This window comes from Calothrix sp. 336/3 (genome assembly GCF_000734895.2).
Lineage (GTDB): Bacteria > Cyanobacteriota > Cyanobacteriia > Cyanobacteriales > Nostocaceae > 336-3.
The window spans coordinates 5014903-5040466 of sequence record NZ_CP011382.1; the positions used below are offsets into that span (position 1 = coordinate 5014903).

The 25564-nt window shown below is 41.4% G+C and carries 21 protein-coding genes; 9 read left to right on the forward strand and 12 right to left on the reverse strand.

Going from position 1 to position 25564, the window contains the following annotated elements; genetic code table 11:
- The first annotated feature begins 15 nt into the window (after positions 1-15).
- The 3 genes from IJ00_RS20825 (at position 16) to IJ00_RS20835 (ending at position 2695) form a co-directional block, all read left to right on the forward strand.
- Complete coding sequence (locus tag IJ00_RS20825; RefSeq protein ID WP_035156279.1) at positions 16-798, forward strand: Uma2 family endonuclease; 783 nt, start codon at positions 16-18, stop codon at positions 796-798.
- A gap of 8 nt (positions 799-806) precedes the next feature.
- Entirely contained in the window at positions 807-1259 is a 453-nt protein-coding gene (locus IJ00_RS20830) for a gamma-glutamylcyclotransferase (RefSeq protein WP_035156282.1), read from the forward strand.
- Between the two features lie 71 nt (positions 1260-1330).
- On the forward strand, positions 1331-2695 hold the full coding sequence (locus IJ00_RS20835) for an FAD-binding oxidoreductase (protein ID WP_035156283.1): 1365 nt from the start codon (positions 1331-1333) through the stop codon (positions 2693-2695).
- Positions 2696-2813: 118 nt separating this feature from the next.
- Here the strand turns inward: IJ00_RS20835 and IJ00_RS20840 are convergent, their stop codons facing one another.
- From IJ00_RS20840 to zds, 4 genes are all read right to left on the reverse strand, one after another.
- Entirely contained in the window at positions 2814-3557 is a 744-nt protein-coding gene (locus tag IJ00_RS20840; RefSeq protein ID WP_035156285.1) for a response regulator transcription factor, read from the reverse strand.
- A 456-nt stretch (positions 3558-4013) separates the two neighbouring features.
- Entirely contained in the window at positions 4014-5279 is a 1266-nt protein-coding gene (locus tag IJ00_RS20845; RefSeq protein WP_144416066.1) for a caspase family protein, read from the reverse strand.
- A gap of 165 nt (positions 5280-5444) precedes the next feature.
- The gene (locus IJ00_RS20850) at positions 5445-5894 is read right to left on the reverse strand and encodes an SRPBCC family protein (protein ID WP_035156287.1); all 450 of its coding nucleotides are present in this window, start codon (positions 5892-5894) and stop codon (positions 5445-5447) included.
- 138 nt (positions 5895-6032) lie between these two features.
- Complete coding sequence (zds, locus tag IJ00_RS20855) at positions 6033-7472, reverse strand: 9,9'-di-cis-zeta-carotene desaturase (protein ID WP_035156290.1); 1440 nt, start codon at positions 7470-7472, stop codon at positions 6033-6035.
- 224 nt (positions 7473-7696) lie between these two features.
- On the opposite strand from zds, the gene IJ00_RS20860 reads away from it, so the two are divergent.
- From IJ00_RS20860 to IJ00_RS20880, 5 genes are all read left to right on the forward strand, one after another.
- Positions 7697-8641, forward strand: a complete 945-nt coding sequence (locus IJ00_RS20860) for a hypothetical protein (protein ID WP_035156292.1) — start codon at positions 7697-7699, stop codon at positions 8639-8641.
- Between the two features lie 3 nt (positions 8642-8644).
- Positions 8645-8803, forward strand: coding sequence for a hypothetical protein (locus IJ00_RS29220; RefSeq protein WP_168163513.1), 159 nt, complete (start codon positions 8645-8647; stop codon positions 8801-8803).
- 4 nt (positions 8804-8807) lie between these two features.
- Positions 8808-9611, forward strand: a complete 804-nt coding sequence (locus tag IJ00_RS27235; RefSeq protein ID WP_256388823.1) for a DUF6714 family protein — start codon at positions 8808-8810, stop codon at positions 9609-9611.
- A gap of 259 nt (positions 9612-9870) precedes the next feature.
- Complete coding sequence (locus tag IJ00_RS20875) at positions 9871-10077, forward strand: hypothetical protein (RefSeq protein WP_035159416.1); 207 nt, start codon at positions 9871-9873, stop codon at positions 10075-10077.
- Positions 10077-10346, forward strand: a complete 270-nt coding sequence (locus tag IJ00_RS20880; RefSeq protein WP_201782644.1) for a type II toxin-antitoxin system YafQ family toxin — start codon at positions 10077-10079, stop codon at positions 10344-10346. Before IJ00_RS20875 ends, IJ00_RS20880 begins: the two co-directional genes overlap by 1 nt.
- A gap of 242 nt (positions 10347-10588) precedes the next feature.
- On the opposite strand, the gene IJ00_RS20885 is transcribed toward IJ00_RS20880, so the two are convergent.
- The 8 genes from IJ00_RS20885 to IJ00_RS20920 all read right to left on the reverse strand — a co-directional run bounded on the left by IJ00_RS20885 (position 10589) and on the right by IJ00_RS20920 (position 23586).
- Complete coding sequence (locus tag IJ00_RS20885; RefSeq protein ID WP_035156295.1) at positions 10589-10903, reverse strand: hypothetical protein; 315 nt, start codon at positions 10901-10903, stop codon at positions 10589-10591.
- Between the two features lie 220 nt (positions 10904-11123).
- On the reverse strand, positions 11124-11561 hold the full coding sequence (locus IJ00_RS20890; RefSeq protein ID WP_035156297.1) for a secondary thiamine-phosphate synthase enzyme YjbQ: 438 nt from the start codon (positions 11559-11561) through the stop codon (positions 11124-11126).
- Positions 11562-11616: 55 nt separating this feature from the next.
- Entirely contained in the window at positions 11617-12780 is a 1164-nt protein-coding gene (locus IJ00_RS20895) for a pyridoxal phosphate-dependent aminotransferase (protein ID WP_035156299.1), read from the reverse strand.
- Between the two features lie 162 nt (positions 12781-12942).
- The gene (locus tag IJ00_RS27240; protein ID WP_052754507.1) at positions 12943-17133 is read right to left on the reverse strand and encodes a serine/threonine-protein kinase; all 4191 of its coding nucleotides are present in this window, start codon (positions 17131-17133) and stop codon (positions 12943-12945) included.
- 900 nt (positions 17134-18033) lie between these two features.
- Positions 18034-18921 (reverse strand): hypothetical protein, encoded by an 888-nt coding sequence (locus tag IJ00_RS20905; protein ID WP_035156301.1) that lies wholly within the window; start codon positions 18919-18921, stop codon positions 18034-18036.
- Positions 18922-19145: 224 nt separating this feature from the next.
- Positions 19146-20192: a S1C family serine protease gene (locus tag IJ00_RS20910; RefSeq protein WP_035159420.1), complete on the reverse strand. Its 1047-nt coding sequence runs from the start codon at positions 20190-20192 to the stop codon at positions 19146-19148.
- A gap of 462 nt (positions 20193-20654) precedes the next feature.
- Complete coding sequence (locus tag IJ00_RS20915; protein ID WP_035156303.1) at positions 20655-21167, reverse strand: DUF937 domain-containing protein; 513 nt, start codon at positions 21165-21167, stop codon at positions 20655-20657.
- A gap of 265 nt (positions 21168-21432) precedes the next feature.
- Complete coding sequence (locus IJ00_RS20920; RefSeq protein WP_035156305.1) at positions 21433-23586, reverse strand: PhoX family phosphatase; 2154 nt, start codon at positions 23584-23586, stop codon at positions 21433-21435.
- 481 nt (positions 23587-24067) lie between these two features.
- On the opposite strand from IJ00_RS20920, the gene IJ00_RS20925 reads away from it, so the two are divergent.
- Positions 24068-25267, forward strand: a complete 1200-nt coding sequence (locus tag IJ00_RS20925) for an argininosuccinate synthase (protein ID WP_035156307.1) — start codon at positions 24068-24070, stop codon at positions 25265-25267.
- Positions 25268-25564 lie beyond the last annotated feature (297 nt).

Here is a 25564-nt window from a genome sequence, read left to right on the forward strand (position 1 = left end):
CAAACCCTGGACTTTATGTCACAAGAAACCACTCAATTAGAGCCTAATCTAGTCGCTGAAGCCGAAGAGTGGCAACCCCCAATGCCACCCACTGATTTGATTTTTGACGACGGAGAACCCTTGGAAAGTAATCGTCACCGTGTTGCCATAAATTTGTTAATTTGTTCGCTCAAACACCACTGGGTAGAGCGTAACGATTACTTTATTGGTGGTAATATGTTTGTCTATTACAGCAGCAAGCAAGCTAAGAACAGAGATTTTAAGGGACCTGATTTTTTTGTCGTTTTGGATGTAGAAAAGGATCCATCACGTTTGGGTTGGGTAGCTTGGGAAGAAAATGGACGCTATCCAGATATGATTATTGAGCTACTTTCTGACTCTACGGAAGCTCAAGACTTGGGTGAGAAAAAACGACTTTACGAAACTGTATTTAAAACGAAAGATTATTTTGTTTTTCATCCCCTGAAGGTGAATTCATTGCAAGGGTGGAGCTTAGATAATTCCCAGAAATACCAACCGATTCTTGCTAATTCCCAGGGATGGTTATGGTGTGAGAGTCTGGGTTTGTGGTTGGGTATGTGGGAAGGTACGGTAGAGGATGATAATAATTCCTGGTTGAGATTTTATGATACTGAGGGAAATTTAGTTTTACTAGCGGAAGAAGCAGAGAAACAACGTGCTGACGTAGAGAAACAACGTGCTGATGCAGAGAAACAACGTGCTGATGCAGAGAAACAACGTAGCGATCGCCTAGCTGCCAGATTGCGAGAATTAGGTGAAAATCCAGACAGTCTTTAAAAGAAACAGTGACTCAATTTACCGCAATCTCTCCCGCAATTCTACGGGTATTTGTTTACGGAACCCTGAAACCGGGTGAAGCCAATTATCCCAGATACTGTGCAGGAAAGGTAGTGGAGGTAACAAAAGCAATGACACGGGGTAAATTGTATAGTTTACCACTCGGTTATCCGGCTATGACTACGGGAGATAACCTAGTCTATGGTTATTTACTTTCCTTTAACGACTGGGCAGTATTATCAGAGTTAGATAATTTAGAAGATTACCATACAGACCGACCACCATCGGCAAATCTATACAATCGCGTCCAAACTGAAATATATCACCTTACAGGAGATTCCCTTGGTTTCGCTTGGGTGTATATTATGAGTGAGCAATTAGTAGAACAATTCCGAGGTATCCTGCAAGTCGATGGTTGTTGGAGTGGGGAAAAAGGAAAGAGATACCTGGAAAATATTTAAACTTACCAATGGGGAGAGGGAAAGGTTATTTTGCCAAACCCTGAATCCATACCCTATTACCTAATTACCCAATGACCATAACACCGCGATCGCTCGACCTTGATATGCTAACTCAAGCATTTGCAGGTATCGAAACTATCACAGACCATACTCAAGTCGCCAAATTATCCCAAGATTACCATACCTTCAGCCCCATATTGACAGCAAAGTTAGCTGGAAAAGTCGGTGATATTGTGGTACGTCCGAGCAACGAAGCTGAGGTAATCCAAGCGGCAAAAATCTGCGTTCAACAAAGAATTCCCCTCACTGTCAGAGGTGCTGGTACGGGTAACTATGGGCAATGTGTACCATTGCAGGGGGGTGTCATTCTTGACATGACCAAAATGACGAGAATTCTCTGGACAAAACCGGGGGTGGTACGGGTAGAAGCGGGAGCAAAACTCGCGGCAATTGAGAAGAAAACCCAGGAAATTGGCTGGGAATTGCGTATGGCTCCTTCTACCTACCGTACTGCTACCATTGGGGGGTTTATTGCTGGTGGTAGTGGGGGAATTGGTTCGATTCAGTATGGGTTATTGGGCGATCGCGGTAATCTCTCTGCTCTGAAAGTCATCACTTTAGAAGATGAACCCCGTACCATCGAATTACGTGGTCAAGATGTACAAAAAGCTAACCATGCCTGGGGTATTAACGGTATTATCACTGAGCTGGAAATTCCCTTGGCTCCCGCCTATCCCTGGGCTGAAATGATTGTAACTTTTGCTGATTTTCTCGGTGCAGTCAGGTTTGGGCAGGCGATCGCCCTTGCTGATGGCATGATCAAAAGAGAGATAGCTGTGTTTGCCGCTCCTATTCCCCAATATTTTCATGCTTTACAACAATATATTTCCCCGGAAAGTCATGCTGTGTTTCTCATCGTTGCCGAATCTAGTTTAGAAGCTCTATCTGCTTTAATTACAGAGCATCATGGCAAAATCACCTACGAAAAACCAGCGAAGGAGGCAGGAAAAGGCTTACATTTAGCTGAATATACTTGGAACCATACCACTCTCCACGCCCGCACCACTGATACCAATATTACCTATCTCCAAAGTATTTTTCCTGGGGATAATTTGCAGACTATAGAGCATATGTACCACCACTTCGGCGATGAGGTGATGTTGCATTTAGAATTTATCCGTGCAGGTGGGATGGTGGCAAATCCGGCTTTACAGTTGGTGCGCTACAGTAGTGAGGAGCGTCTAGGGGAAATTATCAGGTATCACGAAGAGCGTGGGGTATTTATTGCCAATCCCCATAGTTATTTTATCGAGGAAGGATGGAAAAGAGCGATCGCCCCTGAGCATTTAAAGTTTAAACAACAGGTAGATCCATACGGTTTAATGAATCCCGGTAAGAGTAAAACTCTGCTGATAGGAGTGGGGAATGGTGAATAGGGTGTTGGTAAAGCTATCACCCAATCCCGCAATCCATTAGCAAATTTCTGCCTTTAAAACCGGGTGAAGTCGAGGTGCTAATGACAAAAATCTCAAGTTCTTGCCAGCAAACAGGAATTCACTCAATCCGTGATGCAGACGCACCTTCAGTCGATTGGGGAGCGCTAGGTAGTTCTAAACAATAACCAGCACCGTAGACTGTCTTAATATACCGAGGATGGCGTGGATCGGGTTCCAACTTGGTACGTAGGTGACGTATATGCACACGAATCGTTTCAATGTCATCGTCAGGATCGTAACCCCAAACTTCCCGGAGAATCTCGCTAGGGGATACCGTTTGTCCGTGACGTTGCAATAAACAATGGAGCAGTTCAAATTCTAAGTGAGTCAATTTGACTGTCTCGCCAAACCAAATCGCCTCAAAACGCTCTGGAACCAGAGTCAGGGAGCCGTAATTGAGAATTTCGCTATGCTTGGCAGCTTGGGGGATTCTATCTGTACGACGCAATAGAGCGCGCACCCTAGCAAGCATCTCTTCTACCTCAAAGGGTTTGGTGAGGTAGTCATCTGCTCCTGCGTTAAAACCTTCAACCTTATCTTGAGTTTGACTTAGAGCTGTCAACATCAAAACCGGAATTTCGGCTGTGCGATCATCACGACGCAAACGCTGACAGACTGTGAACCCGTCTACTCTGGGTAACATCAAATCCAACATAATCAAGTCTGGTTGCAGTTGCAACGCTAGAGCTTGTCCTTTAATGCCATCTTCAGCTTGACTGACATCATAGCCAGCCATTTCTAAATTTACGGCAACTAGTTCTGAAATTGCGGGGTCGTCGTCTATGACAAGAATCCGTGGCATTATTAAAAAATTATTACTACTTTATTAAGGATTAATAACAAACTTTGCAAGAGACAAAGATTGCTTAGTTGATTATAAAAAATATTTGAAATATAACATAAAGATTAATTTTGAAGGATTGTAAAAACAAGACTAAACTATACTAAATGACAAATATAATATGTCTTATGACATACAATCTACCATTTTTTGCCAAAATGGAGCTATTTTGTGAGTCATTACAAAAATAAATATCTATGTAGAGAAAGTTTACATTCTGATTTCGGGAGCTTTTTCGATAGCCGTCAATGTTTTTGATGCCAAAAAACAGCTAAATAAAGTTGAGGTGAGCTTGCATTCACTCCACAGCAGGAAGAAATTTTCCCCTCAGCAGTCTACAACTTGTATTAATTCTTGTAACAATATTCTCCCCACACCATGAACGATACTGTTTGTAGTCCCGGTGAACTGTGGGAACTATTTATTCCAAAAACCAGCCTCACATTTGAGTAATTTATTCAAAATTGTGACATTTTTAGGATTTTTCGTGGTGCGGATTTGTTTTTCGGTACCAATATTAATTAATTCCATGGCTAAACGTCCCAAATAAGCACTTTCAACGTGATTATCTGTCTGACGTTTTTGTAAAGTTTGTATATTGTCCATGAAAGATTTTTGCGGACTAAAGGCAAATTTTCGAGTTATGGAAGCGACAACATAACGCTGTTCTGGACGAGATGTTTGTAAAGTTTGGTTAATTGGTTGCTTTAATATGGCTAGCTGCTCTGGTTCGGTAGCTTGATTTTGTAGCCAAGATTCGGAAGTGGATATGGGTAAATCCATGGTTTTCTCGTCTACCTTGGCAAAACCGTGGGCTTCAGCATAGCTAACTTTACCATCTTTGTTGAAGTCTGCTGAGATGACAGCTTTCCCAGTGCGATCGCGTCCACTTAAACCAGCAAAAAAGCTAGAACTATAATCACGGTAATCTGCTTCATTGACTTCTGGGGTACAGCCGACAGAGGGTAAACTCTTGATGGTGGCAAAGAAACCGCAACGGGTTTGCAGGGCGATCGCCTTTTTCGGATCACCACCTTCATAGATAAAATTAGCGAAGGAACCAGAAAAACACTGTGCCATCATCGTTACCACTGGTTTCTCTGTGGGCATTTTATCCAATATCTGGGCAAATTGCTTGACACTCAACTCTTTTCCCTGCCACAGATAAAAGGAATTATTGTTTAAATCCTGCTTGTTATATTCACCATGCCCGGTAAAGTAAAAGAAGAGGGGTTTCTTATCCTTCTGTTGTGAGGCTTGTTGAAAATACTTCTGGATATTTTCCAGGGTTGACGCACCCTGCAAGTTTGGTATTTCTGGAGCTTTAAACTGTTGCTGTCTTTGAGCATTAATATAGCGAATAGTGGCTTGCCCATCATTGCCATTAGCAAAGAAAATCGCTGCTAACTGGGGATTGTAGCCCATGAAGCGGAGAGTACGCTGAAAATACAGCACATTCTTTTCTAAGGCAATTTCATTATAGGATGGCGCACCTCCACCACCCACTACCAGAAAATTCGGTGATGAGTGACTACGTTGACAGGTTTTAGGTGTTGCCAGAACTTGCTTGACTTTAATTGCACTGCTGGGGAGTGGTGTGACAATTAAGTAGGTAAGTAAAGAAACGCCAAGCACAGAACGAAATTGGCGATATTGCTGGCTTTTTTCAGCTTTGCAGAACATTTTTGGTGATAATTCGTACCCTCATCACCATTTATACTCGGTAATTCTGATAAATTCAGACTTTTTAATACATCCTTAATTTTATTGTTGAGTCAGGTATCAAAATTTGGGGTTTGCATAGCGATCGCCTCAGAATCCAAGACAGTCGCTACTAGCAAATTTCCATTAAACCTGTTCTCTCACTTTCCCTAGAGCATATTCTTGAAAGCGATTCATGTCTGCTTGTAAAGTTGATTCTACAATCCGTCCTAAAAACAAGTTATCCATGATTTTGCCGAGAATACCAGGGATAGCATAGGCAGCAGTTAACTTGACGATACTACTACCATGGCGATCGTAGAAGCGAATCGCACCACGATTGGGTAAACCATCTATGGATTCCCACTGGATAATCTGATTGGGAACTACTTTCAGAATTCGGGATTGCCAATTAAATTCAAAACTACCTGATTTGAGTTTCCACAGAGAAATATCAGGATTATCTGGCGAGATTTTCACAGAATCAATCCACTTCATCCATCGAGGCATTTGTTCCAAGTCAGACCACAGGCTCCATACTAAATCAATGGGAGCCTCGACTTCTACCTGTACACTATGCTCTAGCCAGTCAGACATGGGTTTTATACCAATTTCCAATGCGAAATTACAGGAGTTCAATCATAGACGGGCAAGGATACCCGTCTGTCAAATTTGCAGATATTATTTGTGATTTGTCCTTTTTTCCTGGTTTGACGGTTGCGGTTATCCAAATAACTACTGTTTAACTGTTTCCAAAATTGCCGCCGCAGCGCGTTTTCCGGAAATGGTTGCTCCTTCCATACTATCGATATAATCCTGTTGGGTGTAACTACCCGCAAGGAAGAAATTAGGAATAGGGGTTTTTTGCTGGGGACGGAAAACATCCATTCCCGGTGCTTCTCGATAGAGAGACTGAGCTAATTTCACCACGCTATACCAAGTCATGTTTAACTCCCGTGATGAAGGGAAGAGTTCATGAACTTGTTTGAGAACATGTTGGGCGATTTCTTCGTTGCTTTGCTTAATAAAGGGGTCTCCAGGAGTCAGTACCAACTGTAATAAAGAGCCTTCTCCTTCTCGGTAATAATCCGCAGGGCTGGTGAGGGCAAGGTCTGCAAAGCAGGAAAAATCAGCATCGGCAGTATAGAGCAGGTTATCCAATCCGGCTGCCTGTTGTAACTGTTTACGCTTCTGCTCATCTTGGAGTTCTGTCACCCAACCATCAAAGCGCATCTGAACGGTAGCGACGGGAACTGCATCTAATTTATAGATATTGTCGAATTCTGACCATTTTCGCCAATCTTGGGGCAATAGGCGCTGAATTCCGGGAATATCACAGGCAGCAACATAGACATCGGCGGTGATTGTTTCTACGGTATCACCATTGGCGATCGCCACCCCTGTGACTACAGTTTGACCATTTTCTTCCCCATATTGGATTTCCCGCACCTGGCGACGAGTGTATATTTTTGTACCTCGTGCTTCCAAGTATTCCACGATAGGTTTGTGGAGGTATTCGTAGGGTGAACCTTCCAACATTCGGAGTACGGAAGCTTCGGTTCTGGCAGCAAAAAACTGGAAAATAGTCAGCATACAGCGAGCGGAAATATTTTCGCAGTCGATGAAACCTAAAGCGTAGGCGATGGGGTTCCACATCCGTTTGATGCTGTTATTGCTACCACCATGATTGCGAAACCAGTCAGCAAAACTGATATTATCCAGCTTCCGGATGCTGCGCATTGCCCCATCAAAGTCTACCAAACCCCGAACCACGGGACTAATAGCCAGGGCGATCGCATTCTGCAATTTGTCGAGGGGAGAAAGTTGGGCAGTGGTGAAAAATGCCTTAATACCATGAAATGGCGCGCCTGTAAAGAAACGAAAGTCCAATGCACCCATCTTGCCACCTTTATTAATAAAAGTGTGGGTATGTTCTTTGAGCCTAAGATTATCTATTGCCCCGACTCGCTCCATGAGAGCAAATAATTGGTAATAACAGCCAAAAAAGACGTGTAACCCCATCTCAATATGATTACCGTCTGCATCAACCCAACTACTTACCTTACCACCGACAAACGGACGGGACTCGAAAATTTGGACTTCGCAACCAGCATCAGCTAAGTCCATAGCCGTTACTAGTCCAGCTAGCCCCGCACCAACGATCGCAACACGCATTCCGTCCTTCCTTTTCAATTGCTTTACAAATTTTAACTGGTTTGGGGGCAAATTTTACGATGAGGAACTGAGCGATTCTGTATTAGCAATAGGCGATCGCCTATTTTCTAGGCAGTAATTTTACTAAATAATCAGCTTTTTTACCTGAAATTAAAATGAATTTCAGTATAAACAAGTACGATTAGGAGTAAGTACAATCGAACTTAAATTCAGAGATATTTGTTATGCTCACAGCAATCTGTACTTTGTTTGAAAAAGACTACCACTACGGTGTAGGCGCTTTAGTCAATTCCTTGTATGTCCACGGTTTTCGTGGAATTGTTTGGGCAGGATACCGAGGAAATTTACCATTTTGGGCACAACCCCTGACCCTCAGCGAAGGTTATCAAGAATACAAAGTAGCTGAGGGATGCGCCATTCGCTTTGTTAAATTAGAGACACACAAGCATTTCGGCTATTACAAACCTGACTTTATGTGGCAGTTAATGGAAAATTACTGTCCGGAGGTGGAAGCACTTTTCTACTTTGACCCAGATATTGTCAATAAAAGAGACTGGCAATATTATGAGCATTGGGTAAATTGTGGCGTTGCTTTGTGTGGTGACTCTTGGTATTCCATGCCCAACAATCACCCTACTCGAATGGCATGGAGAAAATTTGTTGAAAGTCATAATTTTGTCTGCGATCGCCCATTAGAACATCACTACAATGCAGGTTTTATTGGCGTTCCTAAGAAATATCAATACATTCTCTCTATCTGGCAAAAACTCACAGATATTGCCACAGAATCTGGATACATTGATTTCGATGATTTATATAGTCATAAATGTGTCTACAATTACCCTTACATCTTTGGAGACCAAAGCATCATGAACATGACACTAATGGTGACAGACTGTCCTATTAGTACTATTGGTCCTGAAGGAATGGACTTTATTCCAGGAGGTGATACGATGTCCCATGCCATATCACCAGCTATTAAACCCTGGCGCAAAAAAATATTACTTCGAGGGTTGCAAGCAGATGCTCCCACGGTTACAGACAAACTCTATTGGAATAATGCGCAAACACCGATTCCTCTCTATTCTCCCAGAAAAATTTCCTTAACTCAGATGGAAATTCGTATAGCTTCAGGGATTGGTCGTTTTATCCGTCGTCCGGCGATGTAAAGAATGAGTAATCGTTTATATGATTTGGCAATAGAACTACATTCCGCTAGCGCGATAGAACTACATTCCGCTAGCGCGATAGAACTACATTCCGCTAGCGCGATCGCAAACCTCCACGCAAATGAACCTATCCCATATATTGAATTCTATTTTTATTGTTAGGTAAGTGAGTAACTTTAGTGATTCTTCCAGGCTATATCCCTGTCCTTGTTGTGGCTACATGACTTTAGAACAACAGCCTCCAGGAACTTATCTAGTCTGCCCCATCTGCTTTTGGGAAGATACTGGAGAACGGTATGGTTTGCGTGTATCGCAGCGTAATTTTCTGGAATTTGGTGCCTGCGATCGCCAATGGAGTAATCGAGTGCGTCCTCCCACTGCACAGGATCGTCGAATAGCAAACTGGCAACCCCTTGATGTTCCAGCAGAAATAGCTAGACTGGCAGTAATTCAACAAATTACAAAAGCGTTTGAGGGTGTTAGCCGTGAGGATGGTGTTTCTCTCCATGAAGCACGAGTGATTGATGATTGGGGGGGTGAAGAGGAACGTGTTGCTGCGCGGAAAATTGATACGGATATTCGGTGGCAGGATGTACCCGTTGAGTGGATTGAGAAATTATACGATGCTTTCAGCTTTCTCGATGCCAAAGGATGGCGATACTATCTTCCTGCCTATATGCTCTATTCACTCAAGTTTTACACAACCAATTCAATGGCTGTTGATTCAGCAGTTTATAGCTGCATCCTCTACGAAGACAAAAAATCTCAGTATAAGGATTTGAAAGAGTATCAGTTATCCCGATTTGGGTTACTGACAGTAGATCAGTCAAGGGCAGTTTGTCAGTTTCTTCGGTTTCAAGTAGCATACGAAGAGGGGGATGGATTAGCTGCTCAAAAAGCCCTAGATGCTTATTGGAGTAGATTCTGTAGCGAGGGCGATCGCCCAGATGCTGGGTTCCAGACTAATTAATTAGTACAGCCGACGGTTCAATCTTCTTTCTGTTTTAGCTTATCTTCTCTGCCAAAAATTCTACCTGCAAAAACTGCTAATCGTTTATATGTATAAGTGGGCGATAGAACTACATTCCGCTAGTGCGATAGAACTACATTCCGCTAGCGCGATCGCAATTTTGGAAACAGCCCAAAGTCAAACTGGGTATAGCTTGTAACCTCAAGAACCGAGCAGCATGTTAGATTGAGTGGATAATCACGATGAGGTTTTGAAACCGATGACTTTTAATGATGTGGTTGAGGTCGTCAAAAATCTTTCTACAGATGAAAAACGTGAAATTCAACTGTTATTGCAACAATACCTTCGGGAGGAGCGCCGTGACGAGATATATGCCAACTTCAAGACAGCACAAATTGAGCAGCAGGAAGGTAAACTTAAGTTTACCTCCAATATCAACGAATTGAAACAATCGATAGAGGAGTGATGGTGGAAGTCAGTTTCAGTTCGTCATTCAAACGTGCATTCAAGAAACATATCAAAGGCAATGTAGATTTAGAGGCAAGGTTTTGGCAAAAGTTGGAACAGTTCACTGTGGATCCATTTGATCCAAGCTTGAAAACGCACAAACTATCGGGCAAGCTCAAGGAATTTTGGAGCTTTAGCGTCGATTATGATGAAAGGGTATTGTTTTACTTTACGGAAGACGAAAAAGCTGTGCTTGTAGATATTGGTAGTCATGACGAGGTGTATTAGGAGCAGTTGTGGCAGCACAACAAAACAGTTGCAGTGGAATGAATCAAGGTTTCTGGTGTGGATACAAAAGTTACTGGCAAGCGCTCAGCAGGAACGTTATACAATCAGCAAAAGTAATTCCATACATCGTCGTCTTTTATGACAGCAAATTATATTCTCATAAAAAAATTGAGGATAAATAACTCATTTTCCTCAACTCTATTAATCCTATTTTGAATTTAAACTAGCAAAATTTTACAAATTTAACTGGTAGCTTCTACTGGTTTTTGCTGAGACACATTACCAGGAATGGGTTCCATTTTTGCACCTGGTTCTAAAGGCATTAATTCAATGTGATTTAACAAGGTGGTAACGAAGGCAAACAGTAAAAAAGGTAAAGATAACAAAATTACTAAACCAACTGTAACTAATGCATATACAGGTCTTCTTGCACCCATTAAAGCAAGTGCTGCGGCTAAACTCACAGTAATAGTGATTAACCAAACTATGATTTGACCATAGACATCGCCAAAGGTCAGAGTGCAGACAAAACGATACTTTTGAATGTTATTAATCATATAATTTGCCTCTGGTATCTCCCTTGGTTCTACATTAGGTCATTGTTTGCTTTTCAGAGGATTTTTAAATATTTTTGAAATAATTGTAATATTGCTTAACATTCAATGATAAATGTTCAGGGAGGTTCCGAAGGCAAGTCTCTAGTCTCTACCAATTGATAGGTGACATTCTTTTTCCTAGTTTGCTATAATCGCGACTAAAAATAGTCTTGTCCTAAATCTATTCTCCAGAAATTTGACAAAAAATGCTGCGTTTTCTCGCTCCATCAAGTTCAAAAAATAATACAGATTGATAGGTTCCTAGAGCTAATTTGCCGTCTACGATGGGTATGACTTCGCTGGTAGATAGCATCATTGCCATGAGGTGAGAATGGGCGTTAATTGGCTCGTCGGGGGGTATATTAGGGCGAAGATGCAAATCATTATGTAAATATCTATCGGATTCTGGAGCTAGTTTTCTCAGAAATACTTTAATATCTTCTAATAATCTTTCTTCGTTTTCGTTAATAGCTAAGGCAGTGGTTGTGTGACGGGAAAATATTAATATATGACCATTCTGAATAGATGTAGTCGCAATTAATGATTTAATCTGTGAGGTGATATTATGAATGTTAATTCCCGGCTGAGTGGTAATTTCAATAATTTGATTGTGTATCATAGGTAGGAGATGTAAACTGGGGGAATACTAGTAATTTCCTAGATTATTAGCAATTTTAATTAACTATTTTCTTCAATCCAGAGATTAATCGATTAATTCCTTGTTGAGCGGTTTCTGGTTGTAATGCACCATAGGCAATTCGTACATAACACCCACCTTCCATCCCAAAAGTTGTACCGGGAATTACCGCAACCAAATGTTCTTGGATGAGACGTTTCGTTAATGTGAAAGCATCTAGGGAAGTGTGAATTTTCAGAAAGAAATAAAAAGCACCAGGTGCTAGATTAATTGTACAGATATCATGAAGTTCCCTAAGGGAGTCAAGTACTAATTCTCGCACTTGGGCGATCGCCTGAATATTTTCCTGAAGATACTCTGGTTTTGCTTGCATTGCCCCTAATGCTGCATACTGGGAGATTACCGGGGGGCAAATCAAAATCGTATCCTGAACTTTTTTAACTGCTACCAGGAGATTTGCGGGAATTACCATGTAGCCAATACGCCAACTAGCAAATCCGTAAGCTTTCGACAGACTATATAGGGATATCGTGTGTTCACTGCTACCAGGAAAAGCACCGGGAGACGTATGAGTAATACCGTCATAGGTAAAATATTCGTAGGCTTCATCACTGATATGGTAGATACCGCGATCGCCACAAATGCGGTTAACCGTCTCTAAAGTTTCCCTGGGGTAAACTGCACCAGTGGGGTTATTAGGGGAAATGGTGACAACTGCGCGAGTTTTCGGGGTAATTGCTTGGGCGATCGCCTCTGGTTGGAGTTGATAATTAGTATCAGTGGATACTAGTACTGGGCGACATCCTGCCATCGTAATCGCCATCTCATGGTTGAAATAGTAGGGAGTATTGAGAATTATTTCATCCCCAGGAGAGGTAATTGCCAGAATTGCATTCATAAATGCCATATTACTCCCAGCAGTCACCACAATAGGCTGATTTGGCGTAATTTCGATACCATTAAAAGTTTGTAATTTGTTGGCGATCGCATTGATTAAAGGCGGAATACCTTCTACAGCTTTGTATAAATTATTATGAGATTCTAAGAGAAACTGCGGCAACATTTCTACAGCTTCCCTCGGTGGATTGTAAGCAACAACACCTTGTCCTAGGGAAATCGTACCAGGATGATTGTGAATCAACTCACCAATAACTGGAATTATCGGTGACTGTACCGCTTGCATTCGAGAAACTATCTGCATATCTATCTGATAAAGGAGATTTAAATGATAGCCGATTGTGACAGTACAAGATACAGAATATAGGTTGAAATTTGCCATAAAAATAGCGGCAACTGATAAAGTCCCGCTATCTTATAGAGTTAAATAGTCTCGATTAGTTGATGTTTATCTTGCTATCTTTAACTAATCACAAGCCCATATTTTCACAGTATTATCCCAGCTACAAGTAGCGAGTAATTTACCATTGGGACTAAATCTCACAGAATTGACAGCAGAGGAATGGGCTTTTAGGCTTTCAATTTCTGTACCTGTTTCCACATCCCAAATTCTCACAGTTTTGTCATCGCTGGCACTAGCAATAATGCTACTATCATTACTGAAAGCTAAGGAGAAAATTGCTCCAGCATGTCCATTCATATTACGAATAAACTGAAGACGATGTACATCCCAAAGCTTGATAGTCTTGCCATTACCTGCACTAGCTAAATACTCACCATTTGGACTAAATTTGACTGAAGCAATACCGCTAGAATGTCCTTTCAAGACTCCAATTAATTCACCAGAAAACATATTCCACAGGCGGATAATTCTATCATCCCCAGCGCTGGCGAGAATCTCTCCGTTCGAGCTAAATGCCACAGAGCGTACCCAATTTGTATGCTCTCGAATTACTCTAATTTCCTTGGCGGTTTTCAAATCCCAAAGTCTCACGGTTTTGTCTTGACTCGCACTAGCTAAAGTCATACCGTAGGGAGTAAAAGCTAGGGAATAAACTAAGTCAGAATGTCCTTTGATGGTATTTTTTAAGATGCCTGTACTGACATCCCAAAATTTAATACTTTTGTCTAGAGAACTGCTACCACTTACTAGAGTTTTACCATCGGGACTAAATGCAAGGCAACGAATACCATCGGAATGTCCGATAAATTTATGTATTTCTTTCCCTGTTTCTACATCCCAAAGTCTAATACTTTGATCCCAGTAACCACTACAGCTCGCAATTAGCTTACCATCAGGACTAAACGCTACAGCAAATACAGCATCTTTATGTCCGGTAAATGTGCGTAATTCTCGATATTCTGCTTTTTTCTTGGAGGAATTAGCACTAGCAACTTTTGGCGCGATGGGTTGCTGTTGAGTAATTTCGGTGACGGGAACAGGTGCTGGTTTCGCTGTTTCTGTAACTGGTTTGGGTGTAGTAATTACTTGAGCTTGAGTAATTTCAGCTACAGGTTCTGCTTTTACAACTGGTGCAGGAGTAGGTGTTACAACAGCAGTAGGAGCGGGTGCTGGTATTGCAACAGGTGCAGGAGCAGGGGTTACAACAGGTTCAGCTTTTACAACAGGTGCAGGTGCTGGAGTTATGACAGGTTCTGTTTTCGCAACAGGAGCAGGTGCTGGAGTTATGACAGGTTCTGTTTTCGCAACAGGAGCAGGTGCTGGAGTTACAACAGGAGAAGGTGCTGGAGTTATAACAGGTTCTGTTTTTACAACAGGTGTGGGTGCTGGAGTTATAACAGGAGAAGGTGCTGGAGTTACAACAGGTTCTGTTTTTGCAACAGGAGCAGGTGCTGGAGTTACAACAGGAGAAGGTGCTGGAGTTACAACAGGTTCTGTTTTTGCAACAGGAGCAGGTGTTATGATAGGTTCCGCTTTCGCAACAGGTGCAGTTATGGGAATTACTGGAAGAGTAGAGCTGATAGCGCTTAAATCTTGTATTACCTGGGGTACAGAAACGTAACGATTGGGAATATTTGGCTCAACCAATTTTTCCAGTATTTTGCCTAATTCTTCAGTGACGGGATTATTGATTAAATAGGAACGCCATTCCCATTGATTCCGAGAGACTTTGAACAATTGGAAAGGAGAAATTTTCGTTAACAAATAGAGACAAGTAACTCCTAAGCTGTATAAGTCACTAGTAAATAATGCTTGTTCTCGATGTTGTTCGGGGGCAATGTATTGAGGATTGCTGACACTATCTCCAGTCAAAAGTTCACGAATTCTACTAGTAACAAAACCAGCTAAGACAAATTTCCCATCTGCCAGACGAATAATATTATCTGGGTTGATGTTACGATGAATCACACCCTGAGAGTGAATATATTCGAGAACAGGGAGGATATTTTGTAATAATTCTCGAATTTTGACTTCAGTAAAAATGCCTTCACTAGAGACAATATCACCAAGGGTTTTGCCCTCAATGATTTCTTGTACTAAGTAATAGCGATCGCCATCACTAAAATGCTCAATTAATCTGGGAATTTGTGGATGTTGTCCAAGTTTTTCTAATCTGCTCGCTTCCTTGGTAAAGAATTTTACAGTTTTTTCTGCGGTTTGGCTGCCTTGTGTTGTTAGATAATATTCTTGGAGAATATATTGTGGTTTATCTGCTTGACTTTCATCGACAGTTAACCAAGTTTTGCCAATATTATCTTCACCAACTAGTTGCAGAGTTTTGTATTTATCTCTGATGCGACTACTACTAATTACTGCTGCTGGAGTCACAATTGGTGGAGTGACAATCACTGGAGTGGCAATGGGTGAAGGAGACTCAACAACCGCATGAACAGGAGCAATTTGTGAGCTTAAATCTTGAATTACTTGATGTGCAAAGTAATAGCGTTCATTAGTTTTAATAGCAACTAATCTATTCAGAATTAGTTCTAGTTTACTGCTGAGGGGATTACTTGCTAAATAATAACGCCACTTCCAAGTTTGTGCAGATGCTTTAAATAGTTGGAAGGGGGATACTCCCGTTAATAGATAGAGACAAGTGACACCTAAACTGTATAAATCGCTGGCAAATTCTGCTTGTCCTTTGTATTGTTCTGGGGCAATATATTCAGCATTCCCCAAGCTTTGTCCTGTTTTTAACGCTGTGGGTAAAGCACTTTCCTTGGTAACGCTAAAACCAACCAGAATGAATTTACCATCATGACGACGAATAATATTTTCGGGATTGATTTGATGATGGATTATCCCTTGGGAATGGACATAGTTAATAACTGGTAAAACACTATGGAGCAAACCAGTGATTCTAACTTCACTACAGATACCTTCAGTTTTGAGAATTTGGGCTAAACTCTCACCAGGAACAAACTCTCGCACAACATAATAATAATCACCTTGACGGAAATAATCAGTAATTTTGGCAATTTGCTCATGTTGGGTGAGTTTTTCTAAGGATTTTGTCGCTCTTGCGAGGAAGGCAATTCCCTTATCTTTTTCCTCTGTATCTTGTGCTTCGTGACAGTATTCTTGAATTACACATTGCGATAGCTGTGCTTGACTTTCATCAACTGCCAAAAATGTTTTGCTAAACGCTCCTTTACTGATAAGTTTGGTGGTGCGATAGCGTCTTTTCAGAACTAACCCTACTCCTTCGGGAGTATCCAGCTTAATATTGGGTACAGATGCATCTGCTAAGTAAATAGCAGTACTATTAACTCTGTCTGCTCGTAAATCTTGTAAAGCTTGAGTTGCTGAATCGTGGCGATCGCTAATGGAATTCGCGGCTAATTTCTCGATAATCTCACCTAAGCTTTCGCTAATAGGATTGTTGACTAAATAAGAACGCCACACCCATTTATTTTGAAAAACTCTAAATAACTGGAAGGGAGAAATACCAGTTAATAAATGTAAACAAGTGACACCCAAACTGTATAAATCACTGGTAAATACAGCTTGTCCGCGATATTGTTCCGGAGCAATATATTCAGGATTCCCAATACTATTACCAGCTTTCAAAAGAGTTGGTAAGGTACTAATTCTATTAATCCCAAATCCCACTAAAATATATTTGCCATCGGGACGACGAATAATATTATCTGGGTTAATATTGCGATGGATAAAACCCTGGGAATGAATATAGATGAGAATTGGCAGAATACTTTGTAGTAGTTCCCGAATTTGTTGCTCGCGAAAAAATCCCTCTTTAGCAATGACTTCCCTGAGAGATTGCCCATCGATAAACTCTTGAATTAAATAATGGCGATCGCCTTCACTAAAATAATCAATTAATCCGGGAATTTGCCGATGTTTACCCAGTTTATTTAATCTTTTAGCTTCTCTATCAAATAATTCGATTGCTTCCTCTTGACGATTTACTCCTTCAACTAAAGGATAATATTGTTTGATAATAAATTGGGGAGCGCTAACTTGATTCTCGTCAACTGCTAAGATAGTTCTACCAAAACCATCTTCACGCAAATATTCAATTGTGCGATATCTATCTTTGAGGAGTAAGGGAGTTCCACAGGTGACACAAAAGTTATCTTCGGGTGTATTTTCCGGTTTTGCACAGTTGGGGTTTAAGCAGTAATTCATATTTCTTGGTGTTGCCAATATTTTTTCGATGGGTTCGCTCAACATATCTCTCTAGACTGGGGAGATAAATAGAAAAGTATTTGTCTTTGATTGATATTTGACGCGAGAAAATGGTAGCTAGGATTGACAAAATCACAATTTACTAACTACTAGCGAATCATTCTGATAAATTCCGTCTTATTTGAGGATGACACGGTACCTTGCCAGAAACTGTTAAAGCCGATAATAATATCAGCATTCTCAGTCTTTATTCCATGATTGTGCAACACCATTAATAAGTACTGTATACGCTTCTACAGTAGTTTAATTAATTTAAGCGGAGAGGAATACAAAAGCAGTAACGTCTATATATACTGAGTAATTAGTAATATAAGAGGAAGCAGTTATCGGTAAGAGATAGCAGGATTGATGATAAAAATAAAATTGAGTATTGGTAAAATATACCAAGTATTTAATTAATAATTAATAAATTATTTGCAATTTTTGATAAAAGTAATCAAAATTATAGTTGATACCGTTTTTTGTGTAGACACGTTATGCACAGTTTACTGTAGAGAAATTTACCATATCACTAAGTTATATTTAACTGAGTTCGATGAGCTGGGATACTTCGATAAATCGATAAAAACTGTCCTCGCGAGGATTATAAATCACTGGCTCGAAGCGTAGAACTCACGTTTATATTTAACCTCTTACGATGCGACAGTAACATTTTATATTGCATTCTTATGTCTAATATGTATGATTTTGCAAGATAAAAGTAAACTATGTAACTTAAAATAAAATTCCTCTATTTGGTTCGTAGTTACGCTTTCAAGCTATTGTGTCAGAATAGCCCATAAACTATAGATGTGAAATAGATTTTCACAGAGTAGCGCAACTACAAACCAATAATAATTATTTACACCTACTTAACTTATTGTGAAATTAGAAAATAAATGCTCATTAGATGGCTTTTGCTAACCACAAAGCAGCATTTTTGACATAAGTTTGAATGTCTTCTAAAGCCCGTGGCTCTTGTTGCATAGTATTTCCTGGTGCTTCATCCACAAAGCTGGGACAACCATAGGAAGCATCCCAATTGTAATCAACAAAATGATGAAAACTGGAATGGGCAAGGACTCTTCCTAGTTGTTCACCAGCCTGATTTTGATAGGATTCCACTGCTACTACTAAATTAAAATCTCTACCTGTAACTAGACTTTCTCCTAAAGCTAATACCCGTGAATTTTGATGATTTCCGTTGACACCGATACCACCTTCATGGGGATGAGCAGGAAAATATTCAATCACTCCGGAGGACGACTGGGGACTTTTAAATAACTCATGAATAGGTTCGGTGACAATAATTTTTTGATAGTCTCCATTCGCACCAGAATGATAATTAGGGTAGGAAATATAGCTCGTATAGGGGTCATCTGGACAATGACGGGACTCGTCGGGGTCACGATTCATACTATTGAAATAGTGAATTTCACCGATATCAATTAATCCACACATAGAGCAACCCATATCTTGATGATCACGGGTAGCAAGAATACCTCCACCTCTGCGTCGAAAAGCGTTGATTCCTGCGCGATCTTTATCGGTTAACCCCTCACCAACATCGAGAGCAAATAACCACAACTCATCAAAATCTGATTGCTCCAGGTTGCCTAAAATTACATCATCACCAGTTGCATCGACTTGACGATCGCGCACTGTCACCTGAAATAATTTATTCCCTGCTGCATCTGTCGCAGAGTCTAAACATCCTCGTAGCAAGGAAAATCGGGAGATACTCCAATCATCATCCGTGGTAGGAATTGTCGTTTGTAGAAGAATTTTAATCATAGTTTTTAGTTGTCAATAAATACTGTCTTCATTTGAGGAGAAAAGGGACGGGTAAGGTGTTTCCCTGTCATACCAATTCGTAATTCGTAATGCTCCCTGCGGGAGAGCTAACGCTAACGTAATTCGTAATTAAGAAAGTCTTATCTAGTAAGACTTTCAGGGTTTGTATCTGTTTCACTATTTTCGTGAAATGGTATCACCCATTACCCATTACCCATTACCCATCACCCATTCCCCACCGGAATAATTGTCAGATTCAGTTTACGATCGCGCCGCAGGATTGTTAATTGCGATCGCACACCAATATTTTCCGGTGTCAAATGGCTATGTAAGTCATCAATACTACCCAGTGGTTGACGGTTAAAACCAACAATCACATCTCCTTCCAGTAATCCTGCCTTGTCTGCGGGGCTATTTGGCTCAACGAACATTACAAATACACCAGTATCCGTAGATAGCTCATGGTATAAAGCAATCCGACGAGAGATGCGAGCATTTTGTCCACCGATACCGATATAACCTCGACGGACTTTACCATGACGCATCAGACTAGGAATGACATTTTTGGCAGAATTAATTGGGATAGCAAAACAGATACCTTGCGCTGCCATAAAAACTGCGGTATTAATCCCTATAACCTCACCATGGGAAGTTACTAGGGGACCTCCCGAATTACCGGGATTGAGTGCAGCATCGGTTTGGATGATATTTTCAATTACTTTACCAGAGGGAGACTTAAAGGAACGTCCTAAAGCGCTAATCACACCAGTGGTGACGGTGGTTTGGAAACCGTAGGGATGTCCGATGGCGATCGCTAATTGTCCGACTCGCAAACTTTGAGAATCACCTAGGGGTGCTGCAATTAAATTCGGAGCATGAATTCTCACCACAGCTAAATCTGTATCGGGGTCATCACCAATTATCTCTGCATCATAGCTGCGACCATCGGATAAAGTCACTTGGATTTGGGAAGCACTTTCCACCACATGACTATTGGTGAGGATATAACCATCAGGGGTAAAAATGAACCCCGAACCATTTCCCCGGACTTCTTGCACTGTCGGAAAACCGCGATTCCGTCCCCTGACTCTACGTTGTACATCAATATTGACAACGCTAGGACTTACCTTTTCTACCACATTGATCACAGCTTGGGAATAAGCATCAAGCAACTGCTCATCCACAGAATCTGTACCCATTGAGGAAGTTTGTTGGGAGGAATCATCACCGTGGCGATCGCTATTGGACAACCATCCCCAATTTTTAAAGATATCTACCATATCTATGTTGTCTAAGTGAGGAGCGATGGAAGGAAAACCAGGGAACATTCAGGATAGACAAACAAAAGTACCCAGAAAATCTCCCTCCTTCCATCCTGCCAAAAATGCCATCTACTCAACAACTAAACCTTGTCCATCATCAAACCTGGAGTTGTTTGAGCAATTCAAATACATCATTACAACCTCAGACAACAATCTCTAGGTCTTGATGCAAAAGCTCTCATGATGGACAAAGTTTATATCGGCGATCGGCAATGAGTAAGGGTTGATAATTTAATTCACAAACAACACCTTCCACTTTTACCCAACTTTGGGGGTTTAAGTCCCCTCACAAAACGTAATTACGTTAGCATTAGCTCTCCCGTTAGCGTAGCTCTCCCGAAGGGAGCAGGGAGCAGGGAGCAGGGAGCAGGGAGCATTACGAATTACGAATTATTTTACCCTTCTCCCTTCCTACTGTCCCATATACCGACTTGCCATTTGCATTGCATCGGTAATATCAACATCACCATCACCGTCTGCATCTAGGAAGGAACTCAAAACAGAATTACCACCTTGGTTACTCGCACCGGATTTTAAAAGATTTAACACCATCGGTACTAAGGTCGGGAGGAATTGTTGCACCATTCCTGTATCTAAACCTGTGCGTTCCGAAACTGTTTGAGCTACCTGTTGCTGCATCTCTGGTGTAAATAGAGAATCTACCGCATCACTACTAGGGGAATTATTGCCAAATTCATTCACAACGTTCTCAACTTCCTCATCCCCACCGTTATCCCGTTTTTCTTGCAGCGCTGAACGCACATAACTTCCCACAATCCCAATAGCAGACTGCATCGTGGAATTATCTGTGCCAGCATTATTGCTGAGTTGCTGTACCGTACCGATAATATTACCAATTTGCTCTAAATTACCTTGCTGATTAGGGTTGGTGACAGCACCAATAATTTGGTCAAAAAGTCCCATAAAATATTATCCTTTGATTTGAATTACACCAACAGTTGATTTTGACACGCAGATGAATAGTTCTATTTGATATGTTAGGAAAAAATAACTTTTCCCAAATAAACACCCGTCCTCTGAATCAGTGAACGGGTAAATTACTCCACTATATGAATTGTGCCAATTTGTATCACAGGAATCTTGCTTGTAAGAGAGATACCTGATTCACAAGTCACAATTTCTCACTAGGAATTCCTGAAGGGAAATACCAGAAGAACTTATTCCCTAATTACTTACCACCAATGACACCGCCATCCTTCCGTGTAATTACGACCGTAGCAGAACGGGGACGACCAGGTAAACCATATCCCTGGCTGTGGGGCCAGTTACTATACTGAGTCGGATTTGATGCTACTGAATCTTCGCCAGGATGTTGGATATTAATAAATAGTGTTTTACCATCAGGTGTGCTGGTAATACCCGTTACCTCACAATTTGTCGGACTGGTGAGGAAGCGGCGAATTTGTTTGGTGTTGGGGTCAGCACAGACCATCACGTTACCACCGATATTTTTCCAATCACCTAAACCATCTCCAGCTTGGTCAGTTTGAATCCACAGTCTACCGAAATCATCGAACCACAAACCATCACCAGCGCCAAAGTCATCACCGTTGATATTACCCTTGTGATTGGGGTCGGGGTCAAGTTTATCACCAGCTTCCACAAAAATATCCCAGGTAAAAGTAGTAGCTGTCACAGAACGTCCATCTTCGCGCCAACGAATAATATGACCGTAAAGGTTATTTGGACGAGGGTTCGCAGCATCCACGGGAGGACGAGCGCTACCTGCGGTGGTGCTACCATCAGGCTTATTAGAAGATACTGGCGAACTTCCCCGACGGTTATTATTTGTCAAGGTGCAATAAACTTCAATTTCCTGGAAACCACGAATTCGAGGTCTGACAGCAGTCCATTCAGGACGATCCATCATAGTTGCACCGAGAAGATCTGCCGCTTGGCGAGTTTTTACCAGGACTTCAGCTTGACTTCTAAAGCCATTTTCCGAGGTTAAACCGTTTTGTCCGTGGACTAATGGTAGCCATTTACCTGTGCCATCATCATTAAATTTGGCAACGTAGAGAATACCATCATCCAGTAAATCCCGGTTAGCCGAGCGTTTATTGGGGTTTAGAGGCTTGGTACAAACAAATTTATAAATATATTCGTTACGCTCATCATCCCCCATATAGAAGGCAACCCGATTCTTATCATCCACAACTACTTGGGCGCTTTCGTGCTTGAATCGACCGAGAGCAGTACGTTTGACGGGTTTGCTTTGGGGTGCAAAGGGGTCAATTTCCACTACCCAACCAAATAAATGGGGTTCTAGGGGGTTAGTGCTGGCATTAAAACGAGGATCTACCTCATTCCAGCGATAGCTACTGCTCTTTGGAATACCGTAACGATTTTGCCCTGATGTGATATCCGATGTTTGCAAACCAGGAGGTACGACTACCTCTGTAGGTGTGGCAAAGTAGCCATTCCAGTTTTCCTCACAGGTAAGATAGGTTCCCCAGGGTGTGTAACCATTCGCACAGTTGTTGAGGGTTCCATAGGCGGTAAAACCATCATTCAAGACAAAACTATCTACAGAACCTGTTGGGGTAATGTAGAATTTCTTGGATTTAAGTAAAGTGTCACCAGCCGCAGGACCAGAAATACGCATTTCTGTGTTAGCTGTGATTCTACGACCATAGGCAGAACGACGGTTAACTTTCCACTTACCCTGTTTATTTTTGAAAATTTCTACAACGGATACACCGTGGGCAGCTTGGGACTTACGTACTTTCTCAATGGTAACCTTAGAATCTGGTAGACCAAATTGGGGTGTACTAGCAGTTGCGGGGACAAAGGTCAAACCATCTTTATGGAGGATTTCCTCATGGGTATATTCATGGTTGACGCAAATAACACCTCGTTCCGATTCACCTTTACCCCATTGTTTGAGGGGGAAATAGTGCATTCCATCTGCGTGCATCCCAAACTGGGTTTCCTGGATGGCAGCACCTTGGGAAGCATCGGGTAGCCAATCGGGGGCACCTGGCATAATTGGGTCGCCCCAAGCAACTAAAACTTCGGCGTTATAACCTACAGGAACGGAAACTAAATCCTTTTCTAGGAGCTTAGTTGTTGGATTGTATAAGTTTGGTGGTATGCTCTCAAAGCCGATACCTTGAAAACCCTTGCTGGGAGGAATGGGTGCTGCTTGGACTGTTTGTAACAATCCACTGATGGAAACTTCACCTAATATTGTTACCGCCGATGCACCGGCAGCTGTCAGCAGAAATTTACGACGGCTCATACGTGTAATGACATCACGGATGGACTCATTACCGGATGAGTTCAAAGTCAAATTATTTTTGGGGTGTTGGGAGCCTTTCATTTAAGTATCTTCTCCAATGAAGATGAGAGATTTATGGATGGATGGAATTAATTGCTACTGCCTGGGAAATTCATGGGTAATGAAGTCTGAATAAATTTCTACAGAAAATAAATTCAGTAATGTCTGATATGAAGCTGTTTTGGGAAGTGAGTCAGGTTTTCTCTATCTCTAGGCTATGTCCGTATTTATAAGGACTCTGTGAGGAATATTCAGACTTTTGTGCAACATAAAACTACTGAAAATATATGGCTTCAAGAATAAGGATGAGTAACAAATTAATTAACTTGCGTTTAAAAATTAGTTATCTGTACTTAACACTGATGTGTTTTGCAGATATTGAAGGTCTTTTCTGCGGGAAATACTGACTCAATTCTTTTAACAAATCTCAATCAGTAAAATTACTGAAGAGTAAATACTGAGAATAGTTAGATAATAAAAGCTCGTTATTTGCAGCTTTGGGAATTTATCAGGAAGTTTACCTATGGGACGCGCGAAAAAAGTGGTTCTTGCCTATTCTGGTGGTGTAGATACTTCTGTATGTATCCCCTATCTCATGAAAGAGTGGGGTGTAGAGGAAGTGATTACACTGGCAGCAGATTTAGGTCAAGGTGATGAATTAGAACCTGTGCGAGAAAAAGCGCTCAAGTCTGGAGCGGTTGAATCTTTGGTGGCTGATGTTAAGGATAGCTTTATCAAGGATTATGCTTTTGGGGCAATTCAGGCTAATGCTCTTTATGAAAATCGTTATCCTTTAGGTACTGCTCTGGCTCGTCCCTTAATTGCTAAGGTATTAGTAGAAGCCGCAGAGAAATATGGTGCGGATGCGATCGCCCACGGTTGTACGGGTAAGGGTAACGACCAGGTACGGTTCGATGTCTCCGTAGCTGCACTGAACCCAAACTTAAAAATTCTGGCTCCTGCGAGGGAGTGGGGAATGAGTCGGGAAGAAACCATTGCCTATGGTGAAAAATTTGGTATCCCTGCACCAGTGAAGAAATCTTCTCCCTATAGCATTGATAAAAACTTGCTTGGTCGCAGTATTGAAGCTGGTGTACTCGAAGATCCTACCTTTGAACCACCGGAAGAAATCTATGAAATGACCAAGGCGATCGCGGATACTCCCAACGAACCAGAATACATCGAGATTGGTTTCACCCAAGGTATTCCCACCCATCTCAATGGTGTCAGTACAACTCCCGTGGCATTAATCGAACAACTTAACACCTTGGTTGGTAATCATGGTGTGGGACGTATCGACATGATTGAAAACCGTTTAGTTGGGATTAAATCACGGGAAATTTATGAGTCTCCCGCTATGTTGGTATTAATTAATGCTCACCGCGATTTGGAAAGTTTGACCCTAACCGCAGATGTCAGCCACTACAAACGGGGTATAGAAGAAACTTTCAGCCAGATTATATACAACGGTTTGTGGTACAGTCCTCTAAAAGCTGCCCTTGATGCTTTCATTCAGAAGACTCAAGAAAGGGTTTCCGGTACAGTTCGGATTAAATTGTTTAAAGGAAATGCAACTATTGTCGGTCGCAGTTCCGCAAATACTCTCTATACTCCAGATTTAGCAACCTATGGTGCTGATGACCAGTTTGATCATAAAGCAGCTGAAGGTTTTATCTATGTTTGGGGTTTACCCACCCGCATTTGGGCAAAGCAGGATAAATAAGGGAAAAATGGCGAAGAGGGGAAGTTATTCATCTCTGCTATCATTCTCAACAAGACCTAAAAACCGGATTTCTGGATACAAAGACTTTCAAAGTTAAATACAGATAATTCGCGCCGTTTAGATCCCTGACTTCTTCATGAGGTCGGGGATATTATGTCTCACGAATGATTTACGATATTTACTTATGGAGAAGAAATAAAGATTCCCAATTTATATGGGAAGTAGGATAAATAATGCGTCCTTGTTTCAAGCCCCTAAGTTTATGGGGATAGTAATTTTGAATTTTGAATTTTGAAT

Excerpts from the sequence above, each read along its gene's own strand:
- IJ00_RS20825 (WP_035156279.1), top strand. The coding sequence starts at position 16 with ATGTCACAAGAAACCACTCAATTAGAGCCTAATCTAGTCGCTGAAGCC.
- IJ00_RS20835 (WP_035156283.1), top strand. The coding sequence starts at position 1,331 with ATGACCATAACACCGCGATCGCTCGACCTTGATATGCTAACTCAAGCA.
- IJ00_RS20840 (WP_035156285.1), bottom strand. The coding sequence starts at position 3,557 with ATGCCACGGATTCTTGTCATAGACGACGACCCCGCAATTTCAGAACTA.
- IJ00_RS20845 (WP_144416066.1), bottom strand. The coding sequence starts at position 5,279 with ATGTTCTGCAAAGCTGAAAAAAGCCAGCAATATCGCCAATTTCGTTCT.
- IJ00_RS20850 (WP_035156287.1), bottom strand. The coding sequence starts at position 5,894 with ATGTCTGACTGGCTAGAGCATAGTGTACAGGTAGAAGTCGAGGCTCCC.
- zds (WP_035156290.1), bottom strand. The coding sequence starts at position 7,472 with ATGCGTGTTGCGATCGTTGGTGCGGGGCTAGCTGGACTAGTAACGGCT.
- IJ00_RS20860 (WP_035156292.1), top strand. The coding sequence starts at position 7,697 with ATGCTCACAGCAATCTGTACTTTGTTTGAAAAAGACTACCACTACGGT.
- IJ00_RS29220 (WP_168163513.1), top strand. The coding sequence starts at position 8,645 with ATGAGTAATCGTTTATATGATTTGGCAATAGAACTACATTCCGCTAGC.
- IJ00_RS20875 (WP_035159416.1), top strand. The coding sequence starts at position 9,871 with ATGACTTTTAATGATGTGGTTGAGGTCGTCAAAAATCTTTCTACAGAT.
- IJ00_RS20880 (WP_201782644.1), top strand. The coding sequence starts at position 10,077 with ATGGTGGAAGTCAGTTTCAGTTCGTCATTCAAACGTGCATTCAAGAAA.
- IJ00_RS20885 (WP_035156295.1), bottom strand. The coding sequence starts at position 10,903 with ATGATTAATAACATTCAAAAGTATCGTTTTGTCTGCACTCTGACCTTT.
- IJ00_RS20890 (WP_035156297.1), bottom strand. The coding sequence starts at position 11,561 with ATGATACACAATCAAATTATTGAAATTACCACTCAGCCGGGAATTAAC.
- IJ00_RS20895 (WP_035156299.1), bottom strand. The coding sequence starts at position 12,780 with ATGCAGATAGTTTCTCGAATGCAAGCGGTACAGTCACCGATAATTCCA.
- IJ00_RS27240 (WP_052754507.1), bottom strand. The coding sequence starts at position 17,133 with ATGTTGAGCGAACCCATCGAAAAAATATTGGCAACACCAAGAAATATG.
- IJ00_RS20905 (WP_035156301.1), bottom strand. The coding sequence starts at position 18,921 with ATGATTAAAATTCTTCTACAAACGACAATTCCTACCACGGATGATGAT.
- IJ00_RS20915 (WP_035156303.1), bottom strand. The coding sequence starts at position 21,167 with ATGGGACTTTTTGACCAAATTATTGGTGCTGTCACCAACCCTAATCAG.
- IJ00_RS20920 (WP_035156305.1), bottom strand. The coding sequence starts at position 23,586 with ATGAAAGGCTCCCAACACCCCAAAAATAATTTGACTTTGAACTCATCC.
- IJ00_RS20925 (WP_035156307.1), top strand. The coding sequence starts at position 24,068 with ATGGGACGCGCGAAAAAAGTGGTTCTTGCCTATTCTGGTGGTGTAGAT.